The following is a 24,502-nucleotide window of genomic DNA, read 5'->3' as shown; positions in this document are numbered from 1 at the left end:
ACTTACAAACATGCTTAATAAAGTGATTTTAATTGGTCATTTAGGTGCCAATCCAGAAAGCAAAACAATGTCATCTGGCACCGAGGTGGTCAATTTTCGAATGGCAACGTCTGAGAGCTATACAGACAAGGCAACCAATCAAAAAGTAGACAAAACAGAATGGCATTCCATTGTGGTGTTTAATCCACATTTGGCAAAAATAGCTCTCCAGTATCTCAATAAAGGCAGCAAAGTTTATATCGAGGGGCGACTACAAACTCGTAAATGGCAAGATAAAAACGGTGTTGATCGCTATGTAACAGAGGTCATATTGCCTCAGTACAAAGGCGAGTTAAAGCTTTTAGATGGCAAAAATGATGATAATCAAGATCAGTCATCTGCTTATGACAGAAGCATTTATAGACCTCTTGATACGCCCCATACCGTTATGAATGACAGTGTTCCTTTTTAATAGAGGGTATTTAAATGTCTGATAAGCCGCCGCTCCATACCTTTAGTGAAATCTGTAAATCTAAGCCAGTTTATAACTATACTATTACAGATCAGGAGATAAAATCATTACAACATAATAATAAGATTGAGACATTCTGTAATATATCAGCAGGCTTTCTAATTGTAATGATGGTCATTATCATCGCGTGGATGATGAATGATGATGATGATTGGAAAAAAATTCCAGCCTTTTGTATAGGCGGCGTGTTGATAATACTTGTAGCGGCTTTGGATGCAAAAACAAATTCAAACTCAGAGGAAATTTGGGAAAACGTTAAACAGGTGTCTGAGGTTATCTGTGAAAAGAAATAAAAAGAGGGGACGCCCTAAAATAGGAGGGCAGGTAAGAGAACCAAACGGACGTATATCACGTGCAAAAGCACCGCGTGAAGCCCCGTTGATAAATTGGCAATAGAGATACGTGCAAAGCGCTTCGGTTTAACGCTACAGGAGGCAAAAAATCCACTTTCTGGTACCTTACATAGGGCGGCTTTGTTTGCAAGGTGTGGTTACTCAAGAGCAATACGACGCCGCGCAACAATATCTTGAAGTGAAAAATAACTACTCATGTGCAAAAGGTCTGCCAAGCGCTGTTTATGATGATGTGTCTACAAATTCAGACCCCAATAGTCTTGAACGGTGGGTTCAAAAAGCAACCAATCACTATAAAGCCGTGCAAGAGGCACTAAAAGAAACGCAATGCCTCTATAGACAGTATAATCTTTATGCTGCATTACAATATCTTGTTATAGAAGATCAATCGCTACCACATCTTGTTAGTTCTTTGCGTATTGTTCTTAATGCGCTTCATAAACATTTCACTGTAACAAAGTAAAAAGCGTGATGTGAAACGTTTTTCTGTACAATATGTTGTATTTGTATTACAATGAATACAAATATGAGGATTGCGTTATGACGATATCTATTCGATTGCCAAGTGATCTTGAGACACGTTTGAATAATTTAGCTGCTAAAACAGGACGCACAAAGTCTTTTTATTTACGTGAGATTATTGAACGTGGAATAGAAGAAGCAGAGGATTATTATTTAGCCTCACAAGTAAGAGAGCGTATTCGAAATGGAGATGCAACTTTTTACAGCTCTGAAGAAGTGAGGAAAGAGCTTGGCTTGGACGATTAAATATGAAAAAAAGCTCTTAGTTTTTTAAAAAAATGCGATAAAAAAGAAGCACGGAGGATTGTTGATTTTTTAGATAAACACGTTGCTCCTCTTGAAAATGCGCGTGTAGTAGGGAAGCCTTTGAGAGGTCAATTGTCTGGCTTGTGGAGATATCGTGTGGGAGACTATAGAGTACTATGCGATCTTTACGATAGAGAGCTTGTAGTGTTGGTTTTAGCTATTGGACATAGAAAAAATATATATAAAGATTGAAGATAATAGCGACAATGCATATTATTTTTGCCTTTTAAAATACCATATTTAGGTAAAAAAATAAAATAACACAATACGTGTCATTTTCTTGTTGACAAAGTGTTGCAAATCGTATTTAATGACAAATACGGCACTTGTCGTATTGTGTCTAGACGAGAGGCAGTGCAGTTTGAAATCCCCGCAAGTGCGGGGTTTTTTATTATCTGGAGGGCGTATTTTATGACATCAGAAAATACACAGCAGGCTCCACAACCCATTAAAAAGCGTATACCACCAAAGGCAGGTCAAGGGCGTGTCAAAGGTGTTCCAAATAAAATGACGCGCATTTTAAAAGAAGCAGTGGTTAAGGCTGCTGAGAATGCTGGGAATAAAATTGGCAAGGATGGTTTGATCTCTTATTTTGAGTTACATCAAACTGAAATACCTATAATTCTTTCTCATCAAAAATCTTGAATAAAAAAGGCAAGTTGCTGCTTAAATTACTGCTAATATCAAAAAAATCAAAGCCAATTTTGCCACCATCTTTGACACTTTTAGTATATAAGATCCCGATACATGAGACAAGCACCATATCGTTCTTCCATCGGTATGTCCTATATCTATTCACGAAACATAGCTGCTTCAGAGTGGGAAATACTATATATTTGTAGCAATTTCTTTTAATTGATTCATATCAAAATACAAATCCGATACCTTTTGGCAAAATTTATCAAGATAAATAAACAATTCATCAGAGAGAGATCTTTTTTTCTCGAATTCTCATTAAATCCTCAGTTTTATTATTTAACGGATGCGCTTCAAAATTACTTGCACGATTTCCTGCTAATTTGGTAGGCATATAATGATTTATGATGTTACAAAAACTACAATCTAAAGGGCCTGAAACATTACTTCCAACCATACCAACGTAGTTATTTTTATTCTCAAAACACTTATATAATTCTTTAATATTACTTGCAAATGGCTTATAGACAAAAGCATTATAGCCACATTCGTGATTTTTTTCATAACCACATTTCACGAATGTCTCATCAGCGATATTTAAGAAACCCAAATCTGGAATTTTTGAAGGAAATTTCACAGGCTGTTCTATTCCAAACAAATTATTCTTATCTATCCTATCAATAAAATAATTCCACTGCTCAAAATTAATACTTGCATTGAAATCAATAATAAATTTTACATTTTTGTTTTCATTAAGAATTGCAATTGTATCATCCAAATACTGATTCGATGATTTCAATTTTATCAAATCGTAATTACGTATCTCATCATCAATAATTGCACCTATTCCTATCGTTTTAATAGATTTCATTAATCCAGAATTAATAATTTTAGCCATTTCAACTTTTTTAAAAAAATCTTCCAACCCAAAGAAATAGCTTAAAGAATTTGCAAAGTGTTTACTTTTATTTATTGATCGTTCATTTACAGATTTTATAAAATCGTCCGGCATTTCTCCGTGACTAGGTGACAATGGCAACTCCATAGCAAAGGGCGAAATAACTTTATCCTGAGCAGTAAATAAAATTATCAGTTCTGTTTTTTCAACTAACACACCAGAAGAACTGTGAAAAGAATCCGATAGTTTATATTTATTGGTGTAAACTCTGATGCGTATATCCATATTTTATCTCACAGCCAGAAAAAAAATCCCGTATCATATTTAACTGAAATCTATTCTCATACTTTTTTCTATTTTCAAAATTAACTAAAATGAACTCGGGAGTAGCGATGCGTATTAGAGCTAACACTTCTGCCAAATCGAATCTCTCCGATAAAGTAATCGTTACACTATATGGTACGCTATCTTTTTTCATACATTCTATGTTACGCACCCACGTTTGTTTATATTTTTTATTGTCTAGATTTCTTATCTCTGAAATAACATCTGTGCCTATTTGTATCCCTAAAAAGAACGGATTACTCTTTAATAGCTTCAAATATGGTTGAATATAGATGTGCCCCCCTGTTGCAATCCGAAAATATTTTTTACAAATGAGACACATACAAGTATATTTATGAAGTAAATCATAATCGAGCTCAAAAGGCTCTCCACCAGAAAGAATAATAAAATCAGATTTTATGTCATTTATTGTATATAAAGATTCAGGCAACGCGTCATCTCTCACCATACATTCCATCGAATACGGACAATGATTGCAGCTCGCACTGCAATTTTCATTACAAATTACAATATTATCGCCCATGAAATTCCTTATTCAAGTTCATATAATCCAATACTAATTGTTTCATGAAAATATTTTGGTATAGACAAAGATCAGAAATTTTTTTAGCCACAAACGCTTTTATCATTGGTAAAGCTTCATCCTTTGATATAGACAGCAAATGAGAAATATAGTCTATCCGTTCTTCTAAATTGAGAGATAATCTTGGACTGGTGAAAAATGTTAAGATATCCAATTCCGGACTGGCTTCTTGACATAAATCCCAATCTACTACCATAAAAGAACTATCAGGAGTAACAATGATATTATCAGGATGTAAATCTCCATGTGATAAGATTATATCTTTGCTTAATCGATCTTGAAAGATCTTATTGATTTGATCAATAATCGCCTTTTGATGTAGCAAATCCATTTGGCTCAATACAGTACCCCGGATAAACTCCCATTCAACTACTTCATCGCAAAGTGTTATCAAATTTGGTGCAGGATAGAGACTTTGTCGAAAAGAGCCATCCTTGATGTTTTCATTAATGCACGATGCTTCCGGATAAATTTGCCCATAGCAAAATTCTTGATGCTTGCGTTTCAAGAAATGTTGTTTTGACGATTGTGCATTTTCAGGCTGTAACCAAATGATTTCTTGTTTTCTGACAAAAATAATTGAAGCAGACACCCCAAAAATCACAGCCATAACCACTGCCAACCACAAATTAGCTTGCCAGAATGTTGAAAAAATATGACCGTATAAAAAACTGAATGCAAAGGATACAACAGCTGTAATAATGGCTGTAAATGATAAAACAGTCGCGATAGCTTTGGGATCAAGCAGTGAATTTATAAGAAGAGACGACAGATAAGATCGATAAGCAGATTTAAAAACACATAGCAGTAAAAATCCTAATATAAGAGCCGCAATGATTTGAAATGACATGAGAAAAAAAGCAATGGTTACCATACAACCAATCATTAAGACGGGAAAAATAGGATTTTGAAACTTTGAAAAATACTTCTGAAACAATATATTGGAACTTGCTGAAAAAAAATTCCCAATGATAAAAATAATCGAAACCAAAATAGCAGGTTGAAATGGCAAAAAATCAGAAAATGCGATAGAAACAGTTCGATTATTAACCAAAATAGCAAAAGCTGAAACTGCACTTAAAAAAATAAGAGTGAAGCGATAAGGATTTTTGACTTCTTTACGGCTGGCGCACATAACTGTGAAAATACTCGGATGAGCGTTGATATGAAAACTATCTAATCCCTTCGTCAGTTTTGAAAACATAAAAATAGCAAAAATTAATGAAAGGACTTGAAAAATCACAGGCAATGCAGGATGCACATAATAAAGTATTCCTCCTAAAAAAATAAGTACCGTTGTCACACTATAGGTAACAGCAGCCACTTCGGACTTAACGGAAAACAGTGTGCGATGCTTTGGTACTACAGAAAAGAGTAAACTATCTTCCGCACCTGAGAAACAAGCGGCTGCTAATGTAATACACAACAAATAAGTGGCGTAAGCAAAATATGCATAATTCATAAAAAGAGCTAAAAAACCGCAAAGAAAGAAAAACAGCCCAGTATAAATAACGCGCTTACTTCCATAAACATCTGATAATAAACCCAAGGGGACTTCTAAGATCAAAGGAAGCAATAAAAAATAACTACCGATTAAAACAATATCCGCTTGCGACAAATGCAATTTTTCCGACAAAAAAAGTGGTAAAACAGCAACCACTAGAGCAGTAGACTTGCTAACACTATAAATCTTAAATTGCTTAACCTTATCCACAAAACACCTTCCCACGACATCCGCTACATGCGCCAGATTTTTTCAAAGATTTTAAAACGCTTTGAGCAGACCAATCTATTGCCTCATAATTTTGTAGATTCCCAAAAGCTTCTGAATAAAAGCAATTTTTTAAATCTCCATTATACTCCAATACCAAGGATGAAAATAGAAATAAACACATTAACGGCGACGAAACGTACGTAGAATTCTCGCCTAAGTAATAATTAATACAATTTACAAAATTTTGTGACGTCCATGAGATTTTCCTTTCTTGGAACTTTTTATCTATATAAATCTGGAGGGGGGATTCTTTCCTTGATAATTCATCTCTCAAATGAAAAAGTGAAGCGTTTGGCGGAAGAGTTTTGTTTCTTAAAGCCTTAGATCGATCCTTTGTATTATTTTTTCTAAAAAAACTAAATGACGACGTATCGAGCGGGCTGAATCCGATATAATCGACATCTTTGCTTATACAAAAATCGATAAAATTAATAATATTTTCTAGAATCTCTTTGGTAACTGTCGCTCTTATTCCTATACTTTGCAGAGGTTGAAGATTCTTAACTGTTTCAATGTTTTTCCACACGCGATCAAATTTATTCGCCCCCCGTATATCATAATATCCTTGGACACTAGTCGAATCCATAGAAATAACAATTTCTTTGAAGATCATCCGTTATCGGGTTATCAAGCGGGGGATATTCTCCCTGATTCTGTTTGGTGTTTAAATCACTATCCGAGGAGTGATCCAGAGGGAATGGTTTACGATCCGTGGAAGAATATTTGGGTTGATATTTATCTTCAATCAGGGACAGATGAAAATACGAAGTCTGCCTATGGTGTTCCGATTACAACCAATCGTAGCTATTCTGACCATCACGTGGATTTTTCGTCTGTTAATAAGAGATTTTTGACGAGTGATGAGTTCGCGTCTTGCATGTATGGAATCAATTCGGGAACCAGTATTATAGGCAATAAAGCGCCTTCTCCCAAAACGTCTGGAGGACACGTTGATACAGAAAATCGTCGTATGATTTCGTATATCGGTTGTGAGGATGGTTGCGGTTATGTGTGGCAATTTTTGTCTGTTTGTTATCCCGTGACGAAATGGCATACAGGGGAACAAGGAAGCAGTTTACGTGTAGACGTAAATGTTATGTTGGGAGGAGGCGATTGGTCCGGTGATGCTAGTAATGGTGAATTTGCGCGGAATTTTGCGCATTGATCACTCCGAACGCCTCTTAGATATGGCTAAGAAATTAGACATATCTGTAGGATTTTTATCTTCTGTCGAGATTGGCAAAAAATCTGTTCCTGTAGGACTGGAGGAAAAGATCATAGAGCTTTATGGTTTAGATCAAGAGAAGGCTTTACTCTTAAGAAAAGCAGCCTATGCTTGTCGCAAAACTTTTACAATCAAGACTTCTGATCCGTTGAGGCGTGAAGCTGTTGGTGAGTTTGTTAGAAATTTAGAGAATTTTTCACAACAAAACTTAGCAGAATTAAAAGACCTTCTTGAGAAAGTTTGCAAAAAAAGAGGCGTCCTATAGAGATAGGTTGAAAAATCCTATTCCCTAACTTTTATTTACGCGTCCCTCACTGTAAAAAATATATGGAAAATCAATAAATTATTTTGGATAAAAAAGAGCATGGTGCCCCCAGAGAGACTCGAACTCCCGACCCCCTGATTACAAATCAGGTGCTCTACCAACTGAGCTATAAGGGCGTAACCATGTAGGAGTTAGCACAAACTCACAAAAAGGAAAACAGAAAATTATCAAATTTTGTACATATTAAAAGAAAACTATATAACAAATAAAAAAATAACCAACTTATTTCCTCTTTTACCACTTTTTACAGCAAGGTTGGAATTATCCTTATGTTGATATCTTATAGAATCTTTTATAAGAATTTACCATTTTGCTATCGAATTACGAATCTGAAGACTTTGATTGATGAGCAAGGTATTTTTCTAGCCAGTGAATATTATAATTACCATCAGCAACATCTTGATTATTAATAAGATCGCGAAAAAGAGGTAGTGTAGTTTTTATCCCATCGACGACAAATTCATCTAAAGCACGCCGTAAACGCATCATACATTCTAAACGGGTACGTCCATGAACAATCAGCTTTCCAATCATACTATCATAATAAGGGGGGATGCGATAACCTGAATAAGCACCTGAATCAACACGAATCCCTAAACCTCCAGGTGTATGAAAATGTGTAATGGTTCCAGGTGATGGCGTAAAGTTAATAGGATCTTCTGCATTAATACGGCATTCAATGGCATGACCAGAAAAACAGACATCATCTTGTGTCACTGAAAGCTCGCAGCCTGATGCAATATGGATTTGTTCATGGACTAAATCTATACCTGTAATTGCTTCAGTTACAGGATGCTCGACTTGTAAACGCGTATTCATTTCAATAAAATAAAATTCGCCATTTTCATAAAGAAATTCAATAGTACCAGCTCCACGATATCCAAGTTGGGCACAGGCATTTGCAACAATACTACCAATTTTTTTTCGTTCAGTTTCATTAAGTGCAGGTGATGTAGCTTCTTCCCATACTTTTTGATGCCGTCGTTGAAGTGAACAATCGCGTTCTCCTAAATGAATAGCATTTCCCGCACCATCACCTATGACTTGAATTTCAATATGACGGGGTTTTTCTAAATATTTCTCTATGTAAACAGCGTCATCACCAAAAGCAGCTTTCGCTTCTGAACGCGTTGTTTTGAGAGCTATAGAAAATTCTTGTTCAGAATGAACGACTTTCATACCACGTCCACCACCACCGGCAGAAGCTTTGATAATAACGGGATAACCAATTTCACGAGCAGTGCGTAAAGCATCTGATTCTTCAGTGACTGCTCCATCTGAACCGGGAACTACAGGAATACCAAGTTTTTTGGCTGTCTTCTTTGCTTCGATTTTATCGCCCATGATTCGGATATGAGTAGCTGTTGGACCGATGAATGTAATATCATGGGCTTCTAGAACATCTGCAAATTTTGCATTTTCAGAAAGAAAGCCATAACCTGGATGAACAGCATCAGCTCCTGTAATTTCACAAGCAGCAATAATTTGCTGAATACTCAAATAAGAATCGCGAGCGGGAGGAGGGCCAATACAAACACTTTCGTCAGCAAGACGAACATGCATTGCATCTGCATCAGCGGTAGAGTGAACAGCTACGGTTTTTATGCCAAGTTCTTTACATGCACGCAAAACGCGAAGAGCAATTTCTCCCCGATTAGCAATGAGGATTTTTCGAATCATGGTTGCCCCTCGCTTTATTCAACAATAATAAGTGGTTCACCAAATTCAACAGGTTGGCCATCTTTGACAAGAACAGTGGTTACCGTGCCTGAGCGTGGTGATGAAATTTGATTCATTGTTTTCATGGCTTCAATAATAAGTAATGTCTCTCCTTCAGAAACATTTTGTCCTACTTCTACAAAAGGTTGTGCACCTGGTGAAGGTGCAAGATAAGCTGTTCCAACCATCGGAGAGGTTATTGTGTTTTTTGATTTATCTTCTTGGATAGATTGTATGGGAGATTCAGTTGTTGGGACTGGAGAAGATGTTACAGAAAAAGTAGGAGTAGAAACAGGAGCATAGATTGCTTGCTCAGAAGAAGTTAAGGTATTTTGGCGTGAGACACAAATACGAAGCTCCCCTTGTTCAACTTCAATGTTCGTTAAATTGGTATCATTCAAAATTTCAGCAAGATCACGAATAATTTTCGTATCAATTGCGGTTTTTGCCGAATCCATTTTTTTTGTTGCCATTTTATTTCTAACTCCTTGATCAATGAAGATCGTCATTATCTCATTTTATGACCGAATATCTCTAGATTAGGGATGAGATCTTTTGAGGCTTTAAAGATTTTTATTTCCTTTAAATCATTATACTTTGCAATTTAAAACTTGTATCTGCTTTACGCAAAATTGCACTTATAAGCCTGTTATCAAAAAAGAGAAAGCATAAAATTACCTCATTTACAGTATTCTTCCTAAAACGGATCAGGTATTCACTGTGTATTATCTATCGCTTGTTTTAGAATATCCTGTTTGGCAGTGCCGATGAATATTTTATCACCAATGATGTAAGAAGGTGTTCCCGTAATATGAAGTGCAGAGGCAATTTGAATGTTTTCTTTAAAAGCGTTTTGCAGAGTGGGATCTTGTATTGCATTATGTAGTTTTTTTTCATCTGCTCCTAATGAAACAGCTACTTTAATAGCTTTAGCTTCATTTGCGCGACCCTGATACATTAAAAGCGTTTTGTGAAACTGAGGATATTTCTCTGGGAATTGTTTTCGAAATGCGTAGGCAACAGTATGGGCTGCCATAGAATCAGAGCTTAAAATTGGTAAATCCTTAATAATAACCTTTAAATCTGGATATTCTTTTATCAAGTCTTCTATATGTGAATAGGAACTTTTACAATATCCACAGTTGTAATCAAAAAAATTGACAAGCACTTTTTTACCATTTGGGTTTCCCAAAATGGCGTCATGAGGAGAATGAAAAATTTCTTTTTCTAATAAATGGATGACAGAAGTTTGTATTTTGTTTTCGTATTCATTCTGTTTTTCCAGCTTATCTTGAAGAATAAGCTGCATTTCAATCAGAACTTCTGGATGAGTAAGAAGATACTCTCTGACGATTTGTTGAATATGATGAGAATCAGTATGTGGTATCATTTTTTCTTTAAGCTTAGATAAAAAGCTAGAATCTTCCAAAAGTTGTGTTTTAAGCTTTTCTAAGCTTAAATGATTTGCTGTTTTTGAGTGTGATGTTGCGTTTGATAAAGAAGGTAAAAAGATTAAAATACTCGACATAACTGGGACTAAAATTTTTGAAAGAGGTGTTATTTTCGAATTTTGAGAGTGATGAGTCATCTGTATACCTTCATATTTCCTAGTGTGTCATTGAGTGAACTATATGAAAAGCGTTATCTATGTGCAATAAAGCATTTAGCTATAGTGTGTATTTAAGAATGAGAAAAAACATCAATTTTTCTCTAAAAAGACTTCATATGATGAACCTTGGCTTGGCAAGGATTATTTTTTGTAAAAGATAAAAAAAATCTCTTTAATTTGTCAAATGTTGTTTTGATGTATAAGGGTATCAAAAGCTTTTTGTGCGTGTTTATTTTAGGAAAAAGTACGTTGATAATACAATGAAGAACACTTGTATTATTTTTTCCTATTGCTTTATTGAGTACTGAGAAACAAAATTAAATAATGAAATGAAAAGTGAAATTATGAAAACCACAACACATTATGAGCTGTTTATCATTGGGGGAGGGATAAACGGGTGTGGATTGGCAAGAGATGCAGCAGGACGCGGATTTAAAGTGGGATTGGCTGAAATGAACGATCTTGCATCTGGGACCTCAAGTGCGTCAACAAAGCTTATTCATGGTGGGCTTCGTTATCTTGAACATTATGAGTTCAAGCTTGTTCGTGAAGCATTGAAAGAACGCGAGATCATTTTACGTATGGCTCCACATATTGTGCGTCCTTTGCGTTTTCTCCTTCCTTATCATAAAGAATTGCGCCCTGCTTGGATGTTGCGTTTTGGACTTTTTATTTATGATTATTTAGGGAATTGGAATCAGAAATTATGGCGCAGTAAAACAATTAATTTTTCAAAAAAATTTTGCTCTACACTGAAGAAAGAATATCAGAGAGGTTTTGAATATTCTGATGCAAGAGTAGATGATGCGCGTTTAGTTATTGGCAATGCTCGTGATGCAGAAAAGTGGGGAGCTGATATAAAAGTACGAACAGAAGTTCTCTCTTTAAAAAAAGAAGACAATAAATGGCGTATCGTTCTTCAAGACAAGTTAACTAGTAAAGAATATAGTGTCACAGCTTCTTATGTCGCGAATATGACAGGACCTTGGATTGATCATGTTTTGGCAAGCATATTAGACTGTAAAGAACATCCACCAGTACGACTTGTTAGAGGTTCTCATATTTTGGTTCCCAAGCTTTATACTCATGATCGTGCTTATATTTTTCAAAATGGTGATGGGCGTATTATATTTGCTATTCCGTATCAAGAAGAATTTACCTTGCTTGGAACAACAGATTGTAATTATCAAGGAGATCCGGCTGACGTTCATATTACTGATACAGAAATTGATTACATTTGTGCAGCAGCCAGCGAATATTTCATACAACCAGTGTTGCCTGAAACAATTGTCTGGTCTTACTCTGGAGTTCGTCCACTCTATGATGATGGAGCTTCAAAAGCACAAGAAATTACGCGCGATTATGTTTTAAAAGAAATGGGAACAGGAACAACACCCAAGATTCTTAATCTTTACGGAGGAAAGATTACAACTTATCGTAAGTTGGCTGAAGATGCGATGAAATTTGTTGAAAAAGCTCTTGGTAAAAAGGGAGCGTCATGGACGGCTAAGACAGTACTTCCAGGGGGTGATTTTCCCTATAATCAATTAGATATAATCGAAAATAAGATTGCTCTTTTGATGCCAGATTTAGATGCTTTTACACATCGCAGGCTTGCACGCTCTTACGGTACGGAAGCATTGGTGATATTTGCACATGGTAAGGCAAATAGAGGAAAAAATTTTGGACATGGGCTTTATGAAGTAGAAGTAAAATGGTTGATGGAAAAAGAATGGGCTAAAGCATGTGAAGATGTGCTATGGCGTCGTTCAAAACTTGGTCTCCTATTTAATGAACAAGAGGTTGATACTCTTTCTTCCTATATGCAAAGCCAACAAGAGATTGAACAACGTTTATGATCATTTCATTTTACAGATTTTATCTGCAATATTGTAAAATATTTCTCTTCAAGAGATACTGGTGTCAGTCATACATATTAAAAAGACAATGATTGTCTATACCCTAATTTTATTTTTTTTTTGCAAGAATCATAAAATGGCAAAATTAGATAGAATATTTAGGATCAACTTTATCTATCTTATAAAGTGAAATCCAAGAATATTACCAAGAATTACTCATTGAGAAAAACTGATTTATAATTAGATTCGTGTAGAATAAGGATTTTTGTTCTTTCTTGAGGAGAAAATAAAAGTACCTTCTGTAGCATTTATTTGCATAATAAGTTAAAAAATCTAAAGAAAATTAAATCTATTATGAAAAATTGTACAATATTTTAGTTTATCATTCATTATCTTAAACGCTGTGCTAAATCATCTAAGGATAGAGGCTTGATGAGCGTAAGAAGAACTTGTAAATGAGTTTTTTATATTATAGTGAAAAATTTTTTCATGTTTATATACCTGAACGATAATCTATGAGAAATGCCATATTGTGTTTTATCATGATTGATTGTAGTAAATCGTTATATCAATTGAAGATAATGGGCTGTTATTATACTCATGATAGTATAAGGGAATAAAAATTTACGTAAACTAAAAGTAAGTATTTTTCTATGTATAAAGAGAGAGAGCTATAGGGATATGAGAGTAATACCCTCATGATATTTTACAACCTTCCATCGCCTGTAAAATTTGCAGTAGCACCAATGTTGGATTGGACAGACCGACATTGCAGGTTTTTTTATCGTCTTTTAACGAAAAAAGCACTCCTTTATACGGAAATGATGGTAGCAGATTCTGTCATTCATGGTGTTCGCGAACAATTGTTGGCTTTTAGCGATAAAGAACGTCCAGTTGCATTACAATTAGGGGGGGCAGATCCGAAAAAGTTAGCAGAAGCTGCACGAATTGCTGAAGATTTTGGCTACAACGAAATAAATCTCAATGTCGGTTGCCCATCAAATCGTGTTCAAGCAGGTGTCTTTGGGGCTTGTTTGATGCGACATCCAGACATTGTGGCAAATGCCGTGGAAGCGATGAAACGAGAGGTTACTATACCAGTAACTGTCAAATGTCGGATTGGAGTGGACGAACAAGATGAAGAGTTAGCGTTAGATCTTTTGGCTAATCAGGTTTGGAATGCTGGATGTGATGCGCTCTGGATACATGCACGCAAGGCATGGCTACAAGGATTGAGTCCGAAAGAAAATCGCAATATTCCGCCCCTTAATTATGAAAGGGTTTATAAATTAAAACGTAAATATCCCCATAAATTCATTGGGATAAATGGTGGAATTAAATCGATTGATGAGATCAAAGAACACTTAACTTTCTGTGATGCTGTCATGCTTGGTCGCCAAGTTTATCATGATCCAACTTTGTTAAAACATATTGATTTTGAACTCTATGGTGAGTCGCAGAATAGTCTAAGTGAGAGTGATCTTATTGAGGTTATGTGTGATTATGCGGCTCGACATATTGCATCGGGGGGACGGCTTTCTCATGTGACGCGTCACATGATTGGTTTATTTCATGGGCGGGGTGGGGCACGTCGATGGCGGCAAATACTATCAAATGATGCGACAAAACCAAACGCAGATATATGTACTTTAAAAGAAGCTTTTTATGCTCTCATTTAATAACAGTCAGACAATTAACATATATTAAAGTTGAAATCCTTTGCGTTTTGATTTCTTTGCGATAATTTTGATCCCTTCAATTTTATAAGTTTTTGAAAGTTTATAACTTTTATTATGAATAAGAATGTTAGAATTTATATATTAAACGGCATGCTGATTATGCCTATTAAATAAAAAATAGCTTAAGGGTATCACTGTAAAGTAGTCATAAGATATTAATAACATTTTGAATCTTGCACGTTTGTTATTGGGGTAGAAAATAGAATGTAGAAATTATTGCTTTCATAGTATTTAACATTTTTAAAGCACTGTTAAAAAAACAATAAATTATTCATATCCTGTATATATGACGTGATTTTCATAAACATTGTAGATTTTAAAAGGTATCCTTATGATCGCTAGTCCATTTGATGATTTTCGTGCTTTGCTTACAAATTTACCTGTTGCTGATGAGTTTTCTATAATTTTGGCAAAAAAACGGCAAAAAAACTTAACAAAAGAGCAAGGAACATTGGGAAAACTAGGAGATATTGCTGTTTGGTATGCGGGGTGGAGGGGTACAGAAAAACCTATCGTAACGCGACCTTTGGTTGCTATTTTTTCTGGAAACCATGGTATTGTAGAGGAGAATATTACACCATTTCCACAATCTATGACACAAAAAATGGTAGAAAATTTTGCCTCTGGTGGAGCTGCTATCAATCAAATTTGTATTGCTTATGATCTTGGATTAAAAATTTTTGATTTAGCATTGGAATATCCAACAATGAATATTACGAAGGATGCCGCAATGGATGAGCGGAGTGCGGCTGCTACAATGGCATTTGGAATGGAATCCATTGCGGGTGGGACAGATCTTTTATGTATTGGAGAAATGGGAATTGGAAACACAACAATAGCTTCAGCTTTATGCTTAGCATTGTTTGGAGGGGAAGTGGAAGAATGGACAGGAAATGGTATGGAATCAGAAGGTGATTTTTATCAGCGTAAAATTGCAGCGGTTAAGACAGCCATTTCTTTGCATAAGGATTATTTTAATGATCCTTTTGAGATAATGCGTCGCTTAGGAGGACGTGAGATTGCTGCTATGGTTGGTGCTATTTTAGCAGCAAGAATAGAAAAAATACCCGTTATTTTAGATGGTTTTGTGGCAACAGCAGCTGCAGCGGTTCTTTATAAAATGCATCCAAAAGCTCTTGATCATACCCTTGTTGGACATGTTTCTTCTGAGACAGTTCATCGTAAACTTTTAAAAAAAATTGGCAAAGAACCACTTCTAGATTTGGGGATGCGTCTTGGTGAAGGGACAGGAGCAGCTATGGCAGCTGGTATTGTCAAAGCTGCTGTTTTAACACATGCACAAATGGTGGTTTTTTAACAAGAAAGTTTGAATGCCTAAAAGATCATAAGACGGATATAAAAAATCTTAAGAGCTTTGTTCATGCGTCTTGTCGTGTAATTTAATATAATTAAGTGGAAGTTCTGTTGTATATTTAATCTGTTCCATTGCGAAAGAAGAAGAGACATCACGGATGTCAATTTTAGAAATTAATTTTTTATAAAAAAGATCATAAGCTTCAATGTTGGGCACAACAACACGCAATAAATAGTCAATATCTCCACTCATTCGATAAAATTCAATGACTTCACGGAATTCTTGCACAATTTTTGAAAAACGCTTAAACCATTCATGACTATGTGTATTTGTGCGAATAGACACAAAAACAGTGACGTGTGCGTTTACTTTTTCTGGAGAAAGAACAGCAACACGACGCTGAATGACGCCATCTTCTTCAAGTTTTTGAATTCTACGCCAGCAAGGAGTGGTCGAAAGCCCCACTTTTTTAGCAATATCAGCAACAGAAAGTGTCGCATTTTCTTGCAAAAGATGTAAAATTTTTCGGTCAAGACGATCCATATTTTTTCTCAATATTTTAATTTATAAAAATTTACGCACTAAACGACGCAGATATACAATAAGCTCATCGTTAAACCATGGGTTTTTCTGTAACCAAGAAGTATTTCGCCATGACGGATGAGGCAAAGGCATAACATTATAGCCTCGAGGTTGAGGAATGGAAAGAATATTTCTCCAATCACCAACAGTTGCAGAAACGGTTTTATGTTTTAATTCTGTAATGTGCCACTTTTGCGCATAACTGCCAATAGCAAGAACAAGCTTTATTTGAGGCATTGCCTGAAATATCTTTTCATGCCATATTTCTCGACATTCCCGTCTTGGTGGTAAATCAGCTTTATTTTTGTCATAACCTGGAAAACAAAATCCCATAGGAACAATAGCAAAAAGAGATTTATTATAAAATTCTTCTTTCGTGACACCCAGCCAATTACGCAATTTTTCACCAGAGCGATCATTAAAAGGGATAGAAGTTTCATGGACACGCAACCCTGGTGCTTGGCCTGCAATTGCAATCGAAGCAGTATCGGATAAATAAACGACAGGGTTTGGTTCATGAGGAAGAGGAGGAAAATAATGGGGTTGTTGGACGCAAACACGACAGGAATAGATCTCTTTTTCAAGTTTGATAATTGGGCTACATTGTTTCATTAGTAAATAAAATTAAAAAATATTTTTCTTATTCTGTGCGAGGATTTGCTTTGCGCCATTCTTTTGGTCGTTGAAAACTTGATACCCATATTCCTTTCTTTTTCTTCCTAGCTTCTTGCTCTTCTTTGGGGTATTCATAATAATTTACAGCCCAACCATTATGTACAAGTGTTGCGTTGATATTGCTAACTTGTTTTGTTTTACATGTTGCAAGAATACGGCGATATTTATCTGTTTTTTGCCAGTGACATGTAACAATTTGATTTTTTAATAATTGTTCTAAATATTTCTTTGCTTCAAGCCCACAAGGGTAGCGTGCTTCCTTTTTTCCACAAAATTGGTGGAGTTCAGGAGCATCAATTCCAGCTAGTCGAATCTTAATTGAAGAAATCATAATGGTATCGCCATCAATGATTAAAGCATTTCCTTTAACAGAGTTTTGAGAAGAAAAATTTTCTTTTTGAGGCAACCGTTGAGTCTGCTTAAAATAAGTTGACATAATGATAAGAATGCTAGCAGCGACAAAAATACTGAAACCGATAACTTTTAGATTAAAGATTCTTAGATCAAAATGAGAAAAAGATTTTTTCATGAAATAAAGAAACTGCTAACATTACTATAACTCTATTTTAGTATTGTTTATAATTCATCCGAGAAGCTTTATTCATATGACGAAACAATGTCTCGTTTTAATGACAAAATTTTCGTTAGATATCACAATAATCAAATACTCATGCAAAATATATGTAAGCAACTTAAATAATAAATCAACTTATCCAAATCCGTACAAAACATACAAAGTTTAAAGTAAACTTTTTAAACTTAAGGAAATAAAAAAACACCCCTCAAAAAATAACTTTGAAGAGCAATACTCCCACATTTCTTTTGGAGTATAAAATCTATCAATTTAATAATAATTTTATTTATTTAATTTTTGTTTCTTTAAATTCAACGTGCTTTTTTACAACTGGATCATATTTACGCTTGCTCATTTTATCTGTCATTGTACGGCTGTTTTTCTTTGTTACATAGAAAAAACCAGTATCTGCAGTTGATAAAAGCTTGATCTTAATGGTTGCTGCTTTAGCCATAATGTAAATACCCTATTTATACTGAAAAAATATTATTTCTGTCAAAATTTATTTCCGACATCATCAGATTTTCCGGCAACACTACGGATGTTCTCAAAAAAGTCAAGAGCTGATTAATTTTCTCATAAGTTGGACAAACACCAAAATGACATATAAACCGAAAAAAACAGCCATGGCTATTGAAAAACCAAAGGGTTTAAAGATATCCATGGATTTTCCGATAAAGGTCGGTCCGATGAGCATACCAATTCCATAACAAAAAATAAAAGCAGAATTAGCAGCAGCAAGTTCTTGCCCCTTGAGACGGGCTCCTAAATGTGCAAGACTAATTGTATAAAGGCTCGCTGATACACCACCCAGAAAAAACAAATCAAGCATCAGAATCCATGGATATTGAAGAATCCATGGTACTATAAAAGTTCCTATAAAACCTAGAATAGCGCAACTCATCAGTGGGTAGCGTCGATCTTTGGCGTAGTCGCTTATAATGCTGATAGGAATTAAGAGGAAAATATTCCCAAGTGCAAGGGTTGCCATAAAATGTGCTGCTTCATTCTCATTATAACCAATGGATAAACTAAAGGGTATTATAAGAGTTAATACGCCCATTTGAATGGCCCCGTAAACAAGGACCGCCATCATTGCACTTGGAACGTGAAAAAGATAACGAAAAAATGGCATATATTGATTTTTTTGAAATTCTGGACTTAATTTCCAAGCGGTAAGAATTGGTATAGTAGCAAGCATAATAAGGCTATATCCAACAGCAAAAGGAATAAATCCTTGTGTTCCCACTTTTGCTAGCAGCGTTAGACCTATTATAAACCCTAATCCTAAGACAATAGCATAAATAGAAAGGATCAAACCCCGTTTTTTGGGGGGAGCATAACTGTTGATCCAAAACTCTGACAGGATAAACATAACTGTCATGCTGAAATGTAATATAAACTTTAAAATAAACCAAACCCATATGGGATCAAAAAAATAGAATCCTAAAAAACTTAAAGATCCTATCGCCATCATAAGCAATATTGTTTGAGCGCTTCCTAAGCATAAGGCGATTCGAGACGTAAAAATAGCTGCAATAATTGTGGCGATTCCACCAACTGTTCCACTATAGCCGATTGTACTGTTGGAAAGTCCTTTCTCTGCCATAAGAAGAGAAACAAGTTGTGTTCCCATTGCCAATGCTGTTCCAACAGTGCCAATGGTTGCAATAGCGGCAATAATTGCACGCAAAGAATTATTTTGAGAGTCAAAAGGTTTTTTTTTCATGAGAATGGCTTAAGGTACTCTTGTTTATTTAAACAATGAAAAGATGAGCTGAAATGAAAGGAAGCCAAAACTATCCTTTGCAGTTTCTCTCATTTTCTAAGTATAAAAAACTGCAAGATTTTTATATGGTTATTATAGACTTAATAATAAAATTTATCCTCTTGTATACTAGAGAAAGAAGATTGTATATATTATATAATATAAATATTATATAATATAAGTCATTTCTTAAATTGAATTTATTATTCATATTCTATTTAATTGAGGGCAAGAAGCTTAATTTTTTCTTTTCCCATAAAGAGTATAATTTTGTTTTTTTAATTTGTTTTTATGGTAGGATGTCGGTGAAAATTTTATTGGACGAGGTTTTGTTAACAGTTCAAAGCATAAAGCGCCAGCAAAAGGTTGTACCGTTATAAGTTTTACTTCTACAACATCACTGAGCTGATAGCCTTTATGGCTACGCTGTCCTACAAGAACATGTTGTGCTTCATCAAAATGATAATAATCATTTTTAAGTGTAGAAATATGGACAAAACCATCTGTATTGAGTTTATCAAGTGAGATAAAAAGACCTGCTTTTGTAACTCCGGAAATGCGGCCTGTAAAAATACGACCGATTTTATTCGTTAAATAGTGAGCAACAAGCCGATCTATCGTTTCTCTTTCAGCCATCATTGCACGGCGTTCGTATAAAGAAACTTGCGTAGCAATTTCTGCAAGATTTTGTTCTTGTGTATCTGTTAATTGATCATTTCCTAATTTGAGAGCTTTAATGAGTGCTCGATGAATAATGAGATCAGCATAACGACGGATTGGTGATGTAAAATGTGTATAGTTCTGCAAATTCAAACCAAAATGGCCACTATTTTTAGGGTTGTACTCTGCTTGTGATTGTGAACGCAAAATAACTTGATTGACTAGTTCTTGTTGTTGAGTATGAGCGACCTTTTCTAAAATTCTATTAAGGCGCGCTGAGGTAAGTTCGCTTCCGCGGGAGAGTGGTATCCCCAAACTTTGAAGAAAGCTCCGAAGTATTTCTTGCTTAGCAAGAGAAGGTTTTTCATGAATACGATAAATGAGCGGCTGGTGATGTTGTTTTAATGTTTCAGAAGCTGCAATATTGGCTTGTATCATAAACTCTTCAATTAAACGATGCGCTTCTAATTGTGTTTCACTCACAACATCTTTTATGCATCCATTTTGATCAAGAATAATCTTTTTTTCTGCAATTTCTAATTCTAGTGGTTGGCGACGATTTCGCGCAGCTTTAAGGCATGCATAGGCTTCCCATAAGGGGTGCAAAATGCTCTCAAAAAGAGGGGCTATTTTTTCATTTATATTACCTTCAATTGCCAATTGTACTTCTTGATAAGAAAGTTTGGCTCTTACACGAATCATAGTACGATGAAAACTATGTTTTCGTTTATTACCGTTTGCATCAAAAATCATACGAACGGCTAAAGCTGGTCTTTCTTTTCCTTCACGCAGAGAACATAAATCATGAGAAAGGCGTTCAGGTAACATTGGCACAACGGTATCGGGAAAATAAACAGAATTTCCACGTTTCAATGCTTCTTTATCTAAAGCGCTTCCTGTTTTGATATAATAAGAAACATCTGCAATGGCTACAATAATAATCCAACCATCATTATTTGCTGGATCCTTATCCTTGGTTGCATAAACTGCATCATCATGGTCTTTTGCATCTGGTGGATCAATTGTAATAAAGGGTAATTGTTGCCAATCTTCACGATTATCCATATTGGCAGCTTTGATATGTTTGGCTTGCTCAAGAACACTTTCAGGAAAAATATAAGGAATTCCTTTCGAAAGAAGCGCTATCATTGAGAGTGTTTTCTCACTCTTAATGTGCCCTAAAACATTCTTTATTTTTGCGCTCTTTAATCCGTAACCAGTATTTTTTTTTTATTTCGACTTCAACGAGATCACCAATTTGAATCTTCATTTCTGGAGACATTTCAACAATGAGTTCATTGGTTTTGCGGTCTATAGGATCAAGGCGCCATTGATTATTTTCCAATTTTCGTACAATAGCAAATGCGCTTTTGGGAGATACGTCAATTTTACGAATAATTCGTCCCGTATAAGGATGACTTGAGCTTTCAGAATTTTTATTTCGAAAAACTTTTACAAGAATATGATCTCCAACACCAATATTACTTCCTTTTATGTGATGAAAAGAGTGTATTTCAATATTGGGCTTTGGAGAATCTTCCCATTCAAGAGGTTGTGCAATAAAACTTCCATCTTTATCACGTCCACTAATTTTCACTAAAGTAACAGGGGGTAATTTTCCTTTGTTTATTGCTCTTTTGTGGTGTTTAGATATGAGATTTTGATCCTTTAACTCACGTAACATATCTCTAAGCCAGATACGAGAATCGCCTTTTAAGTTAAAAGCTTTAGCGATTTCTCGTTTACTTGAGTGGTTAGGATTCTCAATTATAAAGGAAAGGATTGCTTCCTTATTGGGAAAAGTTTTCCCCTTGAATGAAGAGAGATATTTTATGTTTTTTTCACCTTTAGCCAAAATTTATGTCTCTTTTATTTTTGCTTTTGTTTTAGAAGAAGCTCTTTTTGAAGTTGTTTTTTTACTCGATGCTTTAGCCGATATAAGTTCTAGTGCCTCTGGAAGAGTTACACTAATGGGATCTTTATCTTTTGGCAATGTTGCATTAATTTTACCCCAATTGACATAAGGACCATAACGCCCGTTGCGCACGGTAATGGTTCCTCCTTCGGGATGCTCTCCTAATGTTGCCAATGCTTCAGGTGTTGTTCTGCTTTGCCTGGTTTTGTTTTCTTGTTGTTCTGCTAATACTGTAACAGCGCGATTGATACCAATATCAAAAACTTCATCTGCATGAAGAAGGCGCGCAGATTTTCCGTTATGGCTAAGATAGGGACCATATCGTCCAATCGTAGCCGTGATTGTTTTTCCAGTTTCAGGATGAATGCCAATTTCACGGGGAAGGGATAGTAAAGCCAAGGCTTTATCAAGGGTTACATTTTCTGCCTGCCATTCTTTTGGTAATCCTGCACGCTTAACTTCTTTGCTTTCACCAAGTTGAATATAGGGACCAAACCGGCCATTACGAAGAGAGATCTCTTTTCCTGTTTCAGGGGCAATACCAAGTATAACAGGTTCATCATTGCGTACAGCTTCATTCTCTTCTCCAGTATCTGTACCAAGTTGGCGTGTGTATTTACATTCGGGATAATTGGAACAGCCAACAAAAGCACCATAACGCCCAAGTTTTAATGATAATTGACCATTTTTACAAAGAGGACAGGAACGTACATCACTTCCATCTTCGCGTTCAGGAAAGGCGAGAGGTGCTAATGTTACATTTAAAGCATCAAGAACATTAGTTATACGGAGTTCTTGGATATTGATAATAGATGCATTAAATCCATCCCAAAAATCTCGCAATACGTCTTTCCAAGAAAGTTTGCCATCAGAGATAAGATCCAGCTTTTCTTCAAGATCTGCTGTGAAACCATATTCTACATAGCGATTAAAAAAATTTTCAAGAAAGGCTGTAACAATACGTCCCTTGGCATCGGGAATAAGCTTTCGTTTATCAATGACAATATATCCACGGTCACACAATGTCGCCAATGTGGATGCATAAGTTGAAGGACGACCAATTCCTAACTCCTCAAGCTTTTTAATTAATGAAGCTTCAGAATAACGAGCAGGGGGCTCTGTGGTATGTTGTACAGATTCAACTTTTTCTTTTGTAAGTGCTTCACCAGTGTTTATTTGTGGTAAACGTGTTGTTTCATTTTCTTCATTATTTTCTTCGTCTCGTTGATCCGTGTAGACGGAAATAAAGCCATCAAAGCGAATAACAGATCCTGTTGCCCGTAGATTTGCACAGTTTTCTCCTGTCTGTGCTTCAATTTCAACAGTTGTACGTTCAATTTCAGCAGAGCGCATTTGGCTGGCAATAGCACGCTTCCATATCAGCTCATAGAGCTTTGCTTGATCGCTATCGAGAAAATTACGGACTTGACTAGGATTGCGTTGAAAATCTGTTGGACGGATCGCTTCGTGTGCTTCCTGTGCATTTTTTGCCTTTGTTGAATAAAAACGTGGCTTTTCAGGAATATAGTCTTTTCCGAAAGTTTCATGAATAACTTTTCTTGCTGAATCAATAGCCTCAGGTGCTATCTGCACACCATCGGTACGCATATAAGTAATAAGCCCTGCCGTTTCACCATTAATTTCAATGCCTTCATAAAGTTTTTGGGCAATTTGCATAGTGCGAGAAGCTGAAAATCCTAATTTTGAAGAAGCTGCTTGTTGTAGTGTGGAGGTTGTAAATGGAGGAAAAGGATTTCTCTTTGTAGGTTTTGCTTCAACACTGAGTGTATGGTATTGGGCTTGCTCCAACATAAAGCGAATTTGGTCTGCTTGTTCTTGAGATTGAATATCAAGCTTGCCTATTTTTCTTTGATTAAACATTGTCAATCTTGCTTGGAAACTATCATTTCGGATGGTTTTTAACTGTGTTGTAATGGACCAATAATCTTCTTTGATAAAATGTTCTATTTCTGATTCACGATCACAAATAATACGCAAAGCAACCGATTGAACGCGTCCTGCTGAACGCGCACCAGGGAGTTTACGCCATAAAACAGGTGAAAGTGTAAAACCAACGAGATAATCAAGAGCGCGACGTGCAAGATAAGCATCTACAAGTGATGTATCAATATCACGTGGATTGTTCATAGCATCAAGCACAGACTTTTTGGTGATGGCATTGAAGACAACTCTTTTAATAGGTTTATCTTTTAAAACTTTTTTTTGACGGAGAACATCCAGAATATGCCATGAAATAGCTTCCCCTTCACGATCAGGGTCTGTTGCTAATATAAGGCTATCAGCTTCTTTAACGGCTTTTGCTATTTCATTTAAACGTTTAGCGGCAGCAGAATCTATATCCCATTTCATAGAAAAATCTTGATCCGGTAAAACAGAACCATCTTTTGCAGGCAAATCACGAACATGTCCAAATGATGCGACAACTTTGTATTGAGACCCAAGATATTTATTAATTGTCTTTGCTTTTGCTGGAGATTCAACGATAACGATATTCATAATTTTACCCAAATATTGAAATAAAAATTTTTTTATAAACGCCTTTTACGCGAATAGCTAATGCCAATTGCTTAAGAGCACATAAAAAAATA

The 24,502-nt window shown here is 35.6% G+C and carries 21 protein-coding genes, 1 tRNA gene and 4 pseudogenes; 11 read left to right on the top strand and 15 right to left on the bottom strand.

Annotation, left to right across the window (positions count from 1 at the left end):
- The first annotated feature begins 10 nt into the window (after positions 1-10).
- From ssb to ACFIK1_RS08210, 6 genes and pseudogenes are all read left to right on the top strand, one after another.
- Complete coding sequence (ssb, locus tag ACFIK1_RS08235; protein ID WP_375662563.1) at positions 11-451, top strand: single-stranded DNA-binding protein; 441 nt, start codon at positions 11-13, stop codon at positions 449-451.
- A gap of 14 nt (positions 452-465) precedes the next feature.
- Positions 466-804, top strand: coding sequence for a hypothetical protein (locus ACFIK1_RS08230; protein WP_375662561.1), 339 nt, complete (start codon positions 466-468; stop codon positions 802-804).
- Positions 791-1,327 (top strand): annotated as a pseudogene (locus ACFIK1_RS08225) (hypothetical protein). The gene ACFIK1_RS08230 and the pseudogene ACFIK1_RS08225 overlap by 14 nt, the downstream one beginning before the upstream one ends.
- A gap of 77 nt (positions 1,328-1,404) precedes the next feature.
- On the top strand, positions 1,405-1,632 hold the full coding sequence (locus ACFIK1_RS08220) for a DUF6290 family protein (RefSeq protein ID WP_007554201.1): 228 nt from the start codon (positions 1,405-1,407) through the stop codon (positions 1,630-1,632).
- Positions 1,616-1,884: pseudogene (locus ACFIK1_RS08215) on the top strand (type II toxin-antitoxin system RelE/ParE family toxin). Before ACFIK1_RS08220 ends, ACFIK1_RS08215 begins: the two are co-directional and overlap by 17 nt.
- Positions 1,885-2,103: 219 nt before the next feature.
- A pseudogene (locus ACFIK1_RS08210) lies at positions 2,104-2,310 on the top strand (hypothetical protein); the annotation flags it as partial.
- Positions 2,311-2,614: 304 nt separating this feature from the next.
- Here ACFIK1_RS08210 and ACFIK1_RS08205 read toward each other — a convergent pair.
- The 4 genes from ACFIK1_RS08205 to ACFIK1_RS08190 are packed head-to-tail and all read right to left on the bottom strand — an operon-like array spanning position 2,615 to position 6,514.
- Positions 2,615-3,511 carry a hypothetical protein gene (locus tag ACFIK1_RS08205; protein WP_375662560.1) on the bottom strand — a complete coding sequence of 299 codons (897 nt, stop codon included), beginning with the start codon at positions 3,509-3,511 and terminating at the stop codon, positions 2,615-2,617.
- Complete coding sequence (locus tag ACFIK1_RS08200) at positions 3,480-4,094, bottom strand: hypothetical protein (RefSeq protein ID WP_375662559.1); 615 nt, start codon at positions 4,092-4,094, stop codon at positions 3,480-3,482. Before ACFIK1_RS08200 ends, ACFIK1_RS08205 begins: the two co-directional genes overlap by 32 nt.
- Positions 4,084-5,868 (bottom strand): MFS transporter, encoded by a 1,785-nt coding sequence (locus ACFIK1_RS08195; RefSeq protein WP_375662558.1) that lies wholly within the window; start codon positions 5,866-5,868, stop codon positions 4,084-4,086. The genes ACFIK1_RS08200 and ACFIK1_RS08195 overlap by 11 nt, the downstream gene beginning before the upstream one ends.
- Positions 5,861-6,514 carry a hypothetical protein gene (locus ACFIK1_RS08190; protein WP_375662557.1) on the bottom strand — a complete coding sequence of 218 codons (654 nt, stop codon included), beginning with the start codon at positions 6,512-6,514 and terminating at the stop codon, positions 5,861-5,863. Before ACFIK1_RS08190 ends, ACFIK1_RS08195 begins: the two co-directional genes overlap by 8 nt.
- On the opposite strand from ACFIK1_RS08190, the gene ACFIK1_RS08185 reads away from it, so the two are divergent.
- Positions 6,494-7,093 carry a hypothetical protein gene (locus ACFIK1_RS08185; protein WP_375662556.1) on the top strand — a complete coding sequence of 200 codons (600 nt, stop codon included), beginning with the start codon at positions 6,494-6,496 and terminating at the stop codon, positions 7,091-7,093. The genes ACFIK1_RS08190 and ACFIK1_RS08185 overlap by 21 nt on opposite strands.
- Positions 7,053-7,418, top strand: coding sequence for an XRE family transcriptional regulator (locus ACFIK1_RS08180; protein ID WP_375662562.1), 366 nt, complete (start codon positions 7,053-7,055; stop codon positions 7,416-7,418). The genes ACFIK1_RS08185 and ACFIK1_RS08180 overlap by 41 nt, the downstream gene beginning before the upstream one ends.
- Positions 7,419-7,518: 100 nt before the next feature.
- Here ACFIK1_RS08180 and ACFIK1_RS08175 read toward each other — a convergent pair.
- The 4 genes from ACFIK1_RS08175 to ACFIK1_RS08160 all read right to left on the bottom strand — a co-directional run bounded on the left by ACFIK1_RS08175 (position 7,519) and on the right by ACFIK1_RS08160 (position 10,785).
- Positions 7,519-7,594: transfer RNA gene (locus ACFIK1_RS08175), tRNA-Thr, on the bottom strand.
- A 205-nt stretch (positions 7,595-7,799) separates the two neighbouring features.
- A complete protein-coding gene (gene accC, locus ACFIK1_RS08170) occupies positions 7,800-9,158 on the bottom strand; it encodes an acetyl-CoA carboxylase biotin carboxylase subunit (RefSeq protein ID WP_273787929.1) in 1,359 nt (452 codons plus the stop codon).
- 14 nt (positions 9,159-9,172) lie between these two features.
- A complete protein-coding gene (accB, locus tag ACFIK1_RS08165) occupies positions 9,173-9,670 on the bottom strand; it encodes an acetyl-CoA carboxylase biotin carboxyl carrier protein (RefSeq protein WP_273787930.1) in 498 nt (165 codons plus the stop codon).
- A 242-nt stretch (positions 9,671-9,912) separates the two neighbouring features.
- Positions 9,913-10,785, bottom strand: coding sequence for a DsbA family protein (locus ACFIK1_RS08160; RefSeq protein ID WP_375662555.1), 873 nt, complete (start codon positions 10,783-10,785; stop codon positions 9,913-9,915).
- A gap of 350 nt (positions 10,786-11,135) precedes the next feature.
- On the opposite strand from ACFIK1_RS08160, the gene glpD reads away from it, so the two are divergent.
- From glpD to cobT, 3 genes are all read left to right on the top strand, one after another.
- Positions 11,136-12,665: a glycerol-3-phosphate dehydrogenase gene (gene glpD / locus ACFIK1_RS08155; protein WP_273787932.1), complete on the top strand. Its 1,530-nt coding sequence runs from the start codon at positions 11,136-11,138 to the stop codon at positions 12,663-12,665.
- Positions 12,666-13,363: 698 nt separating this feature from the next.
- Complete coding sequence (gene dusA / locus ACFIK1_RS08150; protein WP_375662554.1) at positions 13,364-14,344, top strand: tRNA dihydrouridine(20/20a) synthase DusA; 981 nt, start codon at positions 13,364-13,366, stop codon at positions 14,342-14,344.
- Positions 14,345-14,735: 391 nt separating this feature from the next.
- Positions 14,736-15,722, top strand: a complete 987-nt coding sequence (cobT, locus tag ACFIK1_RS08145) for a nicotinate-nucleotide--dimethylbenzimidazole phosphoribosyltransferase (protein WP_375662553.1) — start codon at positions 14,736-14,738, stop codon at positions 15,720-15,722.
- A 48-nt stretch (positions 15,723-15,770) separates the two neighbouring features.
- Here the strand turns inward: cobT and ACFIK1_RS08140 are convergent, their stop codons facing one another.
- The 7 genes and pseudogenes from ACFIK1_RS08140 to topA all read right to left on the bottom strand — a co-directional run bounded on the left by ACFIK1_RS08140 (position 15,771) and on the right by topA (position 24,410).
- On the bottom strand, positions 15,771-16,262 hold the full coding sequence (locus tag ACFIK1_RS08140; protein ID WP_375608344.1) for an Lrp/AsnC family transcriptional regulator: 492 nt from the start codon (positions 16,260-16,262) through the stop codon (positions 15,771-15,773).
- A 21-nt stretch (positions 16,263-16,283) separates the two neighbouring features.
- The gene (locus ACFIK1_RS08135) at positions 16,284-16,913 is read right to left on the bottom strand and encodes a uracil-DNA glycosylase family protein (protein WP_375662552.1); all 630 of its coding nucleotides are present in this window, start codon (positions 16,911-16,913) and stop codon (positions 16,284-16,286) included.
- A 28-nt stretch (positions 16,914-16,941) separates the two neighbouring features.
- Positions 16,942-17,505, bottom strand: coding sequence for a thermonuclease family protein (locus ACFIK1_RS08130; RefSeq protein ID WP_375634643.1), 564 nt, complete (start codon positions 17,503-17,505; stop codon positions 16,942-16,944).
- 331 nt (positions 17,506-17,836) lie between these two features.
- Positions 17,837-18,004, bottom strand: coding sequence for a 50S ribosomal protein L33 (rpmG, locus tag ACFIK1_RS08125; protein WP_004864083.1), 168 nt, complete (start codon positions 18,002-18,004; stop codon positions 17,837-17,839).
- A 102-nt stretch (positions 18,005-18,106) separates the two neighbouring features.
- Positions 18,107-19,279, bottom strand: a complete 1,173-nt coding sequence (locus ACFIK1_RS08120; RefSeq protein WP_375662551.1) for an MFS transporter — start codon at positions 19,277-19,279, stop codon at positions 18,107-18,109.
- Positions 19,280-19,555: 276 nt separating this feature from the next.
- Positions 19,556-21,833: pseudogene (gene rnr / locus ACFIK1_RS08115) on the bottom strand (ribonuclease R).
- Positions 21,834-21,836: 3 nt separating this feature from the next.
- Entirely contained in the window at positions 21,837-24,410 is a 2,574-nt protein-coding gene (gene topA / locus ACFIK1_RS08110) for a type I DNA topoisomerase (protein ID WP_375634137.1), read from the bottom strand.
- Between the last annotated feature and the right edge of the window lie 92 nt (positions 24,411-24,502).

It is taken from the genome of Bartonella sp. OC16QHHD, assembly GCF_042194035.1.
Lineage (GTDB): Bacteria > Pseudomonadota > Alphaproteobacteria > Rhizobiales > Rhizobiaceae > Bartonella.
Note: the sequence above shows the minus strand (reverse complement) of the source record. Positions and strands in the feature narration are given on the sequence as shown.

Coding starts and splice junctions, on each gene's coding strand:
- ssb (WP_375662563.1), top strand. CDS start 11: ATGCTTAATAAAGTGATTTTAATTGGTCATTTAGGTGCCAATCCAGAA.
- ACFIK1_RS08230 (WP_375662561.1), top strand. CDS start 466: ATGTCTGATAAGCCGCCGCTCCATACCTTTAGTGAAATCTGTAAATCT.
- ACFIK1_RS08220 (WP_007554201.1), top strand. CDS start 1,405: ATGACGATATCTATTCGATTGCCAAGTGATCTTGAGACACGTTTGAAT.
- ACFIK1_RS08205 (WP_375662560.1), bottom strand. CDS start 3,511: ATGGATATACGCATCAGAGTTTACACCAATAAATATAAACTATCGGAT.
- ACFIK1_RS08200 (WP_375662559.1), bottom strand. CDS start 4,094: ATGGGCGATAATATTGTAATTTGTAATGAAAATTGCAGTGCGAGCTGC.
- ACFIK1_RS08190 (WP_375662557.1), bottom strand. CDS start 6,514: ATGGATTCGACTAGTGTCCAAGGATATTATGATATACGGGGGGCGAAT.
- ACFIK1_RS08180 (WP_375662562.1), top strand. CDS start 7,053: ATGCTAGTAATGGTGAATTTGCGCGGAATTTTGCGCATTGATCACTCC.
- accC (WP_273787929.1), bottom strand. CDS start 9,158: ATGATTCGAAAAATCCTCATTGCTAATCGGGGAGAAATTGCTCTTCGC.
- accB (WP_273787930.1), bottom strand. CDS start 9,670: ATGGCAACAAAAAAAATGGATTCGGCAAAAACCGCAATTGATACGAAA.
- ACFIK1_RS08160 (WP_375662555.1), bottom strand. CDS start 10,785: ATGACTCATCACTCTCAAAATTCGAAAATAACACCTCTTTCAAAAATT.
- glpD (WP_273787932.1), top strand. CDS start 11,136: ATGAAAAGTGAAATTATGAAAACCACAACACATTATGAGCTGTTTATC.
- dusA (WP_375662554.1), top strand. CDS start 13,364: ATGATATTTTACAACCTTCCATCGCCTGTAAAATTTGCAGTAGCACCA.
- cobT (WP_375662553.1), top strand. CDS start 14,736: ATGATCGCTAGTCCATTTGATGATTTTCGTGCTTTGCTTACAAATTTA.
- ACFIK1_RS08140 (WP_375608344.1), bottom strand. CDS start 16,262: ATGGATCGTCTTGACCGAAAAATTTTACATCTTTTGCAAGAAAATGCG.
- ACFIK1_RS08135 (WP_375662552.1), bottom strand. CDS start 16,913: ATGAAACAATGTAGCCCAATTATCAAACTTGAAAAAGAGATCTATTCC.
- ACFIK1_RS08130 (WP_375634643.1), bottom strand. CDS start 17,505: ATGAAAAAATCTTTTTCTCATTTTGATCTAAGAATCTTTAATCTAAAA.
- rpmG (WP_004864083.1), bottom strand. CDS start 18,004: ATGGCTAAAGCAGCAACCATTAAGATCAAGCTTTTATCAACTGCAGAT.
- ACFIK1_RS08120 (WP_375662551.1), bottom strand. CDS start 19,279: ATGAAAAAAAAACCTTTTGACTCTCAAAATAATTCTTTGCGTGCAATT.
- topA (WP_375634137.1), bottom strand. CDS start 24,410: ATGAATATCGTTATCGTTGAATCTCCAGCAAAAGCAAAGACAATTAAT.